Annotated in this window: 12 protein-coding genes; 9 read left to right on the top strand and 3 right to left on the bottom strand. The window is 47.4% G+C overall.

Annotation, left to right across the window (positions count from 1 at the left end; genetic code table 11):
* The 6 genes from Q338_RS04880 to Q338_RS04855 form a co-directional block, all read left to right on the top strand.
* The coding region (locus tag Q338_RS04880) for an NADAR family protein (RefSeq protein WP_034292576.1) at window positions 1-337 on the top strand (337 nt) is incomplete at its 5' end.
* 120 nt (window positions 338-457) lie between these two features.
* On the top strand, window positions 458-871 hold the full coding sequence (locus Q338_RS04875; protein ID WP_034292575.1) for a nucleotidyltransferase substrate binding protein: 414 nt from the start codon (window positions 458-460) through the stop codon (window positions 869-871).
* Entirely contained in the window at window positions 868-1,206 is a 339-nt protein-coding gene (locus tag Q338_RS04870) for a nucleotidyltransferase family protein (protein WP_034292574.1), read from the top strand. The genes Q338_RS04875 and Q338_RS04870 overlap by 4 nt, the downstream gene beginning before the upstream one ends.
* Window positions 1,207-1,210: 4 nt before the next feature.
* A complete protein-coding gene (locus tag Q338_RS04865) occupies window positions 1,211-1,939 on the top strand; it encodes an amino acid ABC transporter ATP-binding protein (protein WP_034292592.1) in 729 nt (242 codons plus the stop codon).
* Window positions 1,940-2,093: 154 nt separating this feature from the next.
* Window positions 2,094-3,035, top strand: coding sequence for a hydroxymethylbilane synthase (gene hemC, locus Q338_RS04860; RefSeq protein WP_034292573.1), 942 nt, complete (start codon window positions 2,094-2,096; stop codon window positions 3,033-3,035).
* 223 nt (window positions 3,036-3,258) lie between these two features.
* Window positions 3,259-4,593, top strand: coding sequence for an MFS transporter (locus tag Q338_RS04855; RefSeq protein ID WP_034292572.1), 1,335 nt, complete (start codon window positions 3,259-3,261; stop codon window positions 4,591-4,593).
* Window positions 4,594-4,733: 140 nt separating this feature from the next.
* Here the strand turns inward: Q338_RS04855 and Q338_RS04850 are convergent, their stop codons facing one another.
* From Q338_RS04850 to Q338_RS04840, 3 genes are all read right to left on the bottom strand, one after another.
* Entirely contained in the window at window positions 4,734-5,054 is a 321-nt protein-coding gene (locus Q338_RS04850) for a rhodanese-like domain-containing protein (protein ID WP_034292571.1), read from the bottom strand.
* A gap of 78 nt (window positions 5,055-5,132) precedes the next feature.
* Window positions 5,133-5,789: a protein-L-isoaspartate O-methyltransferase family protein gene (locus Q338_RS04845; RefSeq protein ID WP_034292590.1), complete on the bottom strand. Its 657-nt coding sequence runs from the start codon at window positions 5,787-5,789 to the stop codon at window positions 5,133-5,135.
* 43 nt (window positions 5,790-5,832) lie between these two features.
* The gene (locus tag Q338_RS04840; protein ID WP_034292570.1) at window positions 5,833-6,330 is read right to left on the bottom strand and encodes a DUF456 domain-containing protein; all 498 of its coding nucleotides are present in this window, start codon (window positions 6,328-6,330) and stop codon (window positions 5,833-5,835) included.
* A gap of 130 nt (window positions 6,331-6,460) precedes the next feature.
* Here Q338_RS04840 and Q338_RS04835 point away from each other — a divergent pair, with 130 nt between their 5' ends.
* The 3 genes from Q338_RS04835 (at window position 6,461) to coaBC (ending at window position 9,149) form a co-directional block, all read left to right on the top strand.
* Window positions 6,461-7,468, top strand: coding sequence for a 2Fe-2S iron-sulfur cluster-binding protein (locus Q338_RS04835; RefSeq protein ID WP_034292568.1), 1,008 nt, complete (start codon window positions 6,461-6,463; stop codon window positions 7,466-7,468).
* A 178-nt stretch (window positions 7,469-7,646) separates the two neighbouring features.
* The gene (locus Q338_RS04830; protein WP_034292567.1) at window positions 7,647-7,913 is read left to right on the top strand and encodes a hypothetical protein; all 267 of its coding nucleotides are present in this window, start codon (window positions 7,647-7,649) and stop codon (window positions 7,911-7,913) included.
* 24 nt (window positions 7,914-7,937) lie between these two features.
* Window positions 7,938-9,149, top strand: coding sequence for a bifunctional phosphopantothenoylcysteine decarboxylase/phosphopantothenate--cysteine ligase CoaBC (gene coaBC, locus Q338_RS04825; RefSeq protein ID WP_051968499.1), 1,212 nt, complete (start codon window positions 7,938-7,940; stop codon window positions 9,147-9,149).
* Window positions 9,150-9,184 lie beyond the last annotated feature (35 nt).

Raw genomic sequence — 9,184 nt, 5'->3', positions numbered from 1 at the left:
GATTTTGGCGCAAATTCTTGCCAGCAAACACCCAAAACAAGCCAAAGATTTGGGGCGGCAAATTGCCCATTTTGATGAGCAAATTTGGTATCAACATCGTGAAGACATTGTCTTTCAGGCAAATTGGGCGAAATTTTCACAACACGAAGATTTAAAAGCCTTTTTATTAAACACGGGCGAGCGCATTTTGGTGGAAGCCAGCCCTGTTGATAAAATTTGGGGCATTGGTTTGGCGCAAGACAGTGCATTTTTGGAAAACCCATTAAAATGGCAAGGTTTGAATTTATTGGGTTTTGCGTTGATGAAAGTGCGCCAACAATTATTGTTATCCCATTAAGAAATTAAGAAGATTGTTTCAGGCAGCCAAACAATCTAATCGCAGTAGCGCAGAATTATTGCGCGAATTAATACAAGATTTTATTCAAAAACAAGCAATTTATTTGATAGAAAAAGAAAAATGAATACATTAAGTATCCAAGCCTTAATCAATGCCATTTCACGATTGCACGAAGGTTACACACGTTATCTACAAGATACGACCGATGAGCAAATCCGCGATGGACTAATTCAACGCTTTGAATTTACATATGAAATCAGCCATAAAATCTTGAAACGCTATTTGGAATACACGTCTGCCAATCCCAGCCAATTTGACACCATGCCCTTTCAAGATTTAATCCGCACCGCCAATGAGCAAAATTTATTGCTCAATGATTGGTCTAAATGGAAACAATACCGCGATATGCGTAATCGCACCAGCCACACTTACGATGAAAAAACCGCCTTGGCAGTGGTGCAAGGCATACCAGACTTTTTGGCAGAAGCTCAATTTTTACAAAACAGCCTGATTTCACGATTGGGAAAAACATGAAAAAATTGCATTTATCTGAATCAGAAAAAAATATTGTTGAACACATTTTGCAAAAACACATTCCACAACGCGTGGTTTGGGCGTTTGGTTCTCGTGTGCATGGCAATGTGAAACCGTATTCAGATTTGGATTTGGCAATTTTGGGCGATGTCCCTTTGAATTTAGCCGAACATGCTGATTTGGCAGATGATTTTTCCGAAAGTGATTTGCCATTTAAAGTGGATTTGGTGGACTGGAATCAGATTGATGATGGTTTTCAGCAAATCATTCGAGAAAACCATTTGATTTTACAAGAAAAAACGAAAGCAAAAAATGACCATAACCAACCCCAATAAAATCATGGTGAGCTTTAAAAATGTTCACAAACATTTCAAAGATTTACACGTTATCAATGGCGTGAATTTGGACATCAAACAAGGCGAAGTAGTGGTGGTGTGCGGGCCTTCGGGTTCGGGCAAATCCACGCTGATTCGCACGGTAAACCAACTGGAAAGCATACAGTCGGGCGAAATTTGGGTGGACGGCGTGAACGTTGCCGACCCCAAAACCGATTTGAACAAAATCCGCACCGAAGTGGGCTTTGTGTTCCAACATTTTAATTTGTATCCGCATTTGAGCGTGTTGGACAACATCACGCTCTCGCCCATTCAAGTGAAAGGCATGAACAAGGCAGATGCGGAAAAATTGGCAACTGAATTGCTGGAAAAAGTCGGTTTGGCGCACAAAAAAGACGCGCTGCCCACCCAATTATCGGGTGGACAACAGCAGCGTGTGGCGATTGCGCGTGGTTTGGCAATGCAGCCGCGTGTGATGTTGTTTGATGAACCCACTTCCGCGCTTGACCCCGAAATGGTGGGCGAAGTGCTGAAAGTGATGAAAGATTTGGCACAATCGGGCATGACCATGATGTGTGTAACACACGAAATGGGCTTTGCGCGTGAAGTGGCTGACCGCATTATTTTCGTAGACCACGGGCAAATTTTGGAAGACCGCGACCCAGACGAATTTTTTGAAAATCCCAAAACTGAACGCGCGAAACAATTTTTAAGTCAAATTATGTCGCATTAATCTTTTTCAGTCTGCCTGAAAGCACAAATCAGCCTTATGTAGGGTGCACACCACGCACCAAAATCATGGTTTTGTGAAATTCGGTGCATGATACGCACCCTACATTTTTAGGCAGCCTGAAAAATCAATCCATTGATTATCCAAAGAAAAAAATATGAACGCTCAACCTAAATCACTTGTCATTGCCAGCCGTGAAAGCGCGTTGGCGATGTGGCAAGCACGCCATATTCAGGCGCAATTGCAAACTTTGTACCCCGACTGCCAAATCAATATTTTGGGCATGACCACACAGGGCGACCAAATTTTAGACAAAACCCTGTCCAAAATCGGCGGAAAAGGCTTATTTGTCAAAGAATTGGAAGCCGCGCTTGCCGATGGTCGGGCAGATTTAGCGGTGCATTCCATCAAAGATGTGCCGATGGTGTTGCCCGAAGGTTTCGCGCTGGTGGCAATCGGCGAACGCGCCAATCCATTTGACGCTTTTGTATCCAATCATTATGAAAATTTGGCGGCTTTACCCAAAGGGGCGGTGGTCGGCACGTCCAGTTTGCGCCGCGAAGCGCAGTTACGCGCCCGTTTTCCCCATTTAACTGTGAAACCTTTGCGCGGCAACCTGCAAACGCGTTTGGCAAAACTGGACAATGGCGATTATGACGCGATTATTTTGGCGGCGGCGGGGCTGGAACGCCTTGAATTGCATGACAGAATTCGCGGCGTATTGTCGCCTGTGGACAGTCTGCCTGCGGCTGGGCAAGGCGCGTTGGGCATTGAAATTGCGGCACATCGTGTGGATTTGGTGGAAACTTTGTTGCCATTGAATCACGCCAAAACGGCAGCCTGCGTTACGGCGGAACGGGCGTTGGCGCGGGCTTTAGGTGGCAGTTGCCAAGTGCCATTGGCGGCGTATTGTACGGCGGACGAAGCGGGTTTGCTGACTTTGCAAGGTTTGGTGGCACACCCTGATGGCTCGGTTTTGCTGAAAGCGGAAGCGCAAGCCCCTGCGGTGTACGCGGACGCTTTGGGTCGCGCAGTGGCGAAAAAATTGGCAGACGATGGCGCAATGGAAATTATTGACGTGGTATTGCAGGCTGCCTAAAAATTTAAATCTTAAATTCCTGAATGGTCTATTTTTTGCTTGATTATTTTAATTTTATTTCATTTTGAGAAATTTTTATTCAAAATATGATTTAAATTATCCATAAAATAGTAAAATTTAAAGCGCAAATGCGTAATGAGTTAAACAAAACTTGTTACAATCTTGCGCTGTTTTTGTTTCAGGCTGCCTGAAACCCGTTTTAATCCATGAAATGAGTTCAGTTATGACAAATCACGAAATCAATGTCCGCGAATTATTAGACAAAAACCCCATTAGCCCCTATCAAAAACTGGTGATTTTGCTGTGTTTTTTGATTGTGGTGGCAGATGGTTTTGATGTGGCGATTATGGGCTTTGTTGCGCCTTCGCTGAAATCGGCGTGGCAGTTGAGCAATAATGCGCTTGCGCCTGTGTTGAGTGCGGCGTTGGCGGGCTTGGCGGTGGGCGCGATGATTACGGGAGTGTTGGCGGACAAATTTGGGCGGCGTAAGATATTGATTGGCAATGTTTTGTGTTTTGGTTTGTTTACTTTATTGGTGGCGCAAGCACATTCGGTTACGGAATTGGTGATTTACCGTTTTATCGCGGGCTGCGCGATGGGCGGCATTATGCCCAATGCGGCGACTTTGGTAACGGAATTTGCACCTGCGCGTAAACGGGCGTTTTTAATTACGGTGGTGTTTGCAGGGTTTACGGTGGGCGCGGCTGGCGGTGGTTTTTTGGCGGCGTGGTTGATTCCGCAATATGGTTGGCAAAGTGTGTTTGTGTTGGGTGGGATTGTGCCGTTGATTTTGGCGGCGGTGATGTTTGTGTGGCTGCCTGAAAGCATAGGTTTTTTGGTTCACAAACAAGGGGATAAGGAAAAAATTCGTCAATTAGTGGAAAAATGCGTTCCCCATTCTACAACGGAAGCATCGGTTTTCAGGCTGCCTGAAAATACATTATTGAATGAAACGGCTGCAACACAAACACCTGTGCAAACCATTTTAAATACGCATTATAGAACAGGGACTTTGCTGTTGTGGTTGGCATATTTCTCGCATTTATTTTTGGTGTATTTGCTGGGTAGCTGGATGCCAACGATGATTACGGAAAGCGGCATGACCCCTGCACAGGCAAGCATTATCACGGCGATGTTTCAACTGGGTGGCCCGCTCGGCTCGGTGGCGGTGGGCTGGCTGATGGACAGATTCCACACAGACAGAACTTTGGCGATTTGGTATGTTCTGGGTGCGGCGGTGTTGGTGGCGTTGAGTGATGTGGGCGGCAATTATGGTTTGATGTGCGTGCTGGCGTTTGCGCTGGGGACATCACTCAATGGCGGTGGCACGGGCATGAACGCGCTCTCCAGTATGTTTTTCCCCTTGCCAGCGCGGGCAACGGGCAATGGCTGGATGCACGGCATTGGGCGCATTGGCGCGTTTGCGAGTGCGTTTGTGGGGGCGTGGTTTTTGAATTGGGGCTGGCAATTCCAGACGGTGCTGACGGTGTTGGCGATTCCTGTGTTTGTGGTGGGGTCGGCGATTTGGATTAAGGGTATGATTTATAAAAATAAATAAACAACGATAGGCAGCCTGAACACTTTTTTCAGGCTGCCTTAAATATAGTGGATTCAATTTAAATCGACAGCGACCGCCGTGTACACCGCATACATAAGGGAGCTGGTAACACTGTACTGGTTTAAATTGAATTCACTATATTAATACCGCGCCATTTCACCATCTACTTCAATGGCATACGCGTCAATGCCACCACTCAAATTGTACACATCGTCAAAACCCAAATGTGCCAAATACCGCGCCACATTCAAGCTGCGTATGCCGTGATGACAATACACCACAATCGGCACATCATCAGGTAAATCATTGTGGTGCAAGGGAATTAAATTCATGGGAATGTGCAGGCTGCCTGAAAGCTGGCAAATTTCTACTTCAGAATCTTCGCGCACGTCTAATAAAATGGTTTGGGGATTTTCATGAATAAAATCAGCTAATTGGTTTACCGATAATTGGGTTATCATAAAAATAGGCTTTCCATAACATATAAAGTGTGAAAAAAAGGGCAGATGTTCATCCGCCCAATCCATTCATTTAATCCATTAAAAAACAAAACCTTTTGCTTTCGGCGCAGTTTTGGCGTGTAAACCTGTTACCAGTGTGTCAAACAAGACTTTTTCGCTGTAATTGTCGCCATTGCGTGTGATTTGCAAAGCGCGTTGCACAGGCGCGTTGCCAACAATGACCACCATGCGCCCACCATTTGGATTGAGTTTGGACAATAAATATTCTGGCACAATCGGCAGGCTGCCACCAATGTAAATCGCATCAAACACTTCATCGGTTTCCAATTGCAAGCCATCGCCAACTTGGTAGCTAATGTTCAGAAAATTCAAGCGATTCAATACAATATGGGCAAATTGTTGTTGCTGTGTGTCTGTATCTAAAGTCAAAATGTGGTTAGCAAGCATGGCAAGCACCGCAGTGGCATAGCCCGACCCCGTCCCCACTTCCAACACTTTATCGGTTTTTTTCAATTTTAAACCTTGCGCCAGTCGCGCCACAATTTTTGGCTCCAGCATATAGCTGCCGTTCAATAATTTCAGTGGCACATCGGCGTAAGCGTAGCCACGTTGTTCAGGGGTAACAAATTCTTCGCGTGGAATCGCTTCCAGCGCGTCCAATACGTCAAAATCCAAAACGTCCCATGGGCGAACTTGTTGTTCTACCATATTAAAACGCGCTTGTTTGTAATCCATTTTTTGCTCCATTTCATCAAATTGGGCGAATTATAACGATTTTTCAGGCAGCCTGAAACCAATAAACCGCATATTGCCACAAAATAATCAACACCATCGCCAAAGCCGCGCCTATCTTCGCCACCGTGCCAATAATAAAACCGATAAATGTACCCAAACCCACTTTGCTGGCAGTCAATAAATCGCGTTTAGCGATAAATTCGCCCACCGCCGCGCCAATCAATGGCGCAAAAATCAAGCCAATTATCCCAAAAAACGCCCCCACCACGCCGCCAATCAATGTGCCCCACAAAGCCTGTTTACTCGCACCCGTGTATTTTGCACCCAGCAAACTCGCCACAAAATCCATCGCAAAACCAAACGCCGCCACCACACCCAAAGTAATCAGGCTGCCTGAAGCCATCACGCCATAATCACCCGCATACGCCAACAACCACGCCCCACCAAACATCACAGGTAAAGCAGGAATGACTGGATAAACCGTGCCAGCCATGCCAATTAATAAACAAACAATTGCCACAATCATCAAGAAAATCGTCATGTAAATCACTCTCTGGTATGAATTTTTATGAATATAAATTGAATTTGATGGCAATCATGACCAAATTCAAGCGTTTCAGGTAGCCTGAAATTTGTTAAAATTCGCCAAATTTTATTGAGAACACACAATCATGTCCCAAATTACCGTATCCCCCAGCCAAACCCAATTCACCGCCCAGCCAAACGAAACCATCTTATCCGCCGCCATTCGCAACGGCATTAATTTACCCCATTCTTGTCAAAGCGGCGTGTGTGGCAGTTGCGCCGCCAAACTGGTTTCAGGCAAGATTCAGCAAAGCGGCGAATACGATGATTATGTGTTAAGCGCAGACGAAATCGCGGCTGGCACGATTTTACTGTGCTGCTCGCAAGCAGACGGCGATGTAACGGTGGACATGCCCTCCTACGCAGGCGCAAAAGCCATCGCCATTCGCACCCTACCTGCACGCGTGGCTGGCGTGGACATTCGCGGCGATGTGGCGATTTTAACCGTAGCCCTGCCCAAAGCCCCGCCTTTCCAATTTTACGCAGGACAATACATGGAAATTTTGCTCAAAGACGGCAGCCGCAGCTATTCCATCGCCAACGCGCCCAATCAAACAGGCACATTAGAATTTCATGTGCGCCACCACGTAGGCGGCTTGTTTTCACCCCAATTGTTTTCAGGCAGCCTGAAAAGTGGTGCGATTATCCGTTTGCGGGGGCCCTTGGGTTCATTTTATTTAAATGAAGACACGGCAGACAAACCCTTAATTTTATTGGCAACAGGTACAGGTTTCGCGCCCATTAAATCCATTTTGGCGCAACTGGCGCAAACCCAGCCCACGCGCCGCGTTCACGTTTATCATGGCACGCGTTTTGCTGATGGTTTGTACGATGAAAACGCGTTGCGCGAATTGCTCGCCCAATTGCCCAACACGCAATACACGCCCGTTTTGTCGCGCCCCGATGACGCGTGGACAGGCGCAACAGGTTATGTTACCGAATCTGTATTGCGCGATTATGCCGATTTGTCGGGGCATGAAGTATATGCTTGCGGTTCGCCCGATATGGTGCGTGATAGCAAAGTAGCGTTTGTGGCGCAAGCGGGGCTGCCTGAAAACGCGTTTTACAGTGATGCGTTTACCGCGCATATTTGATTTTCAGGCTGCCTGTTTGATGCAACATAAAATGTAGGGTGCGCCGTGCACACCCAAATGATTGAATGATTTAAATATTACGGTCAATTTGGTGCGCACGGCGTACCCTACTGTGATTTTTATTATACCCAAAGGCAGCCTGAAAAACCCAATCCCATCATCATTCAGGAAAATCCAGATGAAACCCCTTTTTCCCATAATTACTATAATGGTTTTACTCGGCGGTTGCGTGTACGCCGAAACGCCCGATGGACGTTTTGCCGCGCTGGACGTGGATTTGCCCACCCACTCCCACACCACCGTCCACAAAACCATCACCGTAAACGCCCCTGCTGGCACCACCGTAAACATCAGCGAAATCCCACCGCCCACCATTATTTACCGCGACACACCGCGCCGCAATTGTTACTACGACCGCCGTTATCGCCAACGCATTTGTCCCTAAATTCAGGCAGCCTGAAAGCCCCAAATGTCTAAAAAAATCCTACTCGCCATCACAGGCGGCATTGCCGCTTACAAATCTTGCGAACTCGTGCGCTTGCTGAAAAAACAAGGGCATAACGTAACAGTTGCCATGAGCCAAGCCGCCACCGAATTCATCGCACCACAAACCTTCCAAGCCTTGAGCGGCAACCCCGTTCTAACCCAACAAGGCGGCGATGGCAACGGCATGGCACACATCAACGCCACCCGCGCCGCCGACATTATGCTGATTGCCCCCGCCACCGCCAACACGCTCGCCAAAATCGCGCACGGCATTGCCGACAACATCATCACCGAAATGGCGGCGGCGCGAAATTGCCCGCTCGTGGTCGCGCCCGCCATGAATGTGGAAATGTGGCACAACCCAGCCAATCAACGCAATATCAAACAGTTAGCAGCCGATGGCGTACACATTTTGCAACCAGCGCACGGCGAACAGGCTTGTGGCGAAATTGGCGTGGGGCGTATGTTGGAAGCGGCGGAAATTGCCGAATTATTGCCCGATGCTTGGGCGACTAAATCCTTGATTCATCAAAAAATACTCATCACCACAGGCGCGACTTACGAAGCCATAGACCCCGTGCGCGGCATTACCAATATTTCTAGCGGACAAATGGGCGTGGCGTTGGCGCGTGCGTGTCGCCGTGCTGGGGCGCAAGTGTTTCTGGTTTATGGCAAAATCCAAACCGCGCTGCCCATCGGCATGGCACATTACGAATGCGCCGAAAGCGCGTTAGCCATGTATGAAGCCGTATTTCGTTTAAAAAATCAAATAGATGGCTTTATCAGCGTGGCGGCGGTGGCGGATTATCGCGTGGCAAACACCGCCGCCCACAAATTGAAAAAAGACGGCACAGGGCAGCCGCCCACCATTGAATTAACCGAAAATCCCGATATTTTACAATCGGTTGCCCAATCAGAATCTGCGCCATTTTGCGTGGGTTTTGCCGCCGAAAGCGAAAATGTGTTGGCATACGCGCGCGCCAAACGTGCCAAAAAAGGCGTGCCGCTTTTGGTGGCAAACGATGTGTCCATTGCGATGGGTAAAACCACTAACCAAGTGATTTTATTAGATGATTTTGCCGAAACCATGTTGCCCGAAATGAGCAAAGACGATGTGGCAAACGCGATTGTGGCGCGTATGGCGGAATTGATGAATCAACACGTTCAGCCTACTGAATTTGTTTTAACGCAATAAATCTCATCTTCAGGCAGCCTGAACACGCTGTTTTG

The organism is Alysiella crassa DSM 2578 (assembly GCF_000745955.1).
Classification (GTDB): Bacteria; Pseudomonadota; Gammaproteobacteria; order Burkholderiales; family Neisseriaceae; genus Simonsiella; species Simonsiella crassa.
This window is presented reverse-complemented; position numbering and strand designations above follow the sequence as displayed.

What these genes read in the sequence shown, in the direction of transcription:
- Q338_RS04875 (WP_034292575.1), top strand. Translation starts at nt 458, where the DNA reads ATGAATACATTAAGTATCCAAGCCTTAATCAATGCCATTTCACGATTG.
- Q338_RS04870 (WP_034292574.1), top strand. Translation starts at nt 868, where the DNA reads ATGAAAAAATTGCATTTATCTGAATCAGAAAAAAATATTGTTGAACAC.
- Q338_RS04865 (WP_034292592.1), top strand. Translation starts at nt 1,211, where the DNA reads ATGGTGAGCTTTAAAAATGTTCACAAACATTTCAAAGATTTACACGTT.
- hemC (WP_034292573.1), top strand. Translation starts at nt 2,094, where the DNA reads ATGAACGCTCAACCTAAATCACTTGTCATTGCCAGCCGTGAAAGCGCG.
- Q338_RS04855 (WP_034292572.1), top strand. Translation starts at nt 3,259, where the DNA reads ATGACAAATCACGAAATCAATGTCCGCGAATTATTAGACAAAAACCCC.
- Q338_RS04850 (WP_034292571.1), bottom strand. Translation starts at nt 5,054, where the DNA reads ATGATAACCCAATTATCGGTAAACCAATTAGCTGATTTTATTCATGAA.
- Q338_RS04845 (WP_034292590.1), bottom strand. Translation starts at nt 5,789, where the DNA reads ATGGATTACAAACAAGCGCGTTTTAATATGGTAGAACAACAAGTTCGC.
- Q338_RS04840 (WP_034292570.1), bottom strand. Translation starts at nt 6,330, where the DNA reads ATGACGATTTTCTTGATGATTGTGGCAATTGTTTGTTTATTAATTGGC.
- Q338_RS04835 (WP_034292568.1), top strand. Translation starts at nt 6,461, where the DNA reads ATGTCCCAAATTACCGTATCCCCCAGCCAAACCCAATTCACCGCCCAG.
- Q338_RS04830 (WP_034292567.1), top strand. Translation starts at nt 7,647, where the DNA reads ATGAAACCCCTTTTTCCCATAATTACTATAATGGTTTTACTCGGCGGT.
- coaBC (WP_051968499.1), top strand. Translation starts at nt 7,938, where the DNA reads ATGTCTAAAAAAATCCTACTCGCCATCACAGGCGGCATTGCCGCTTAC.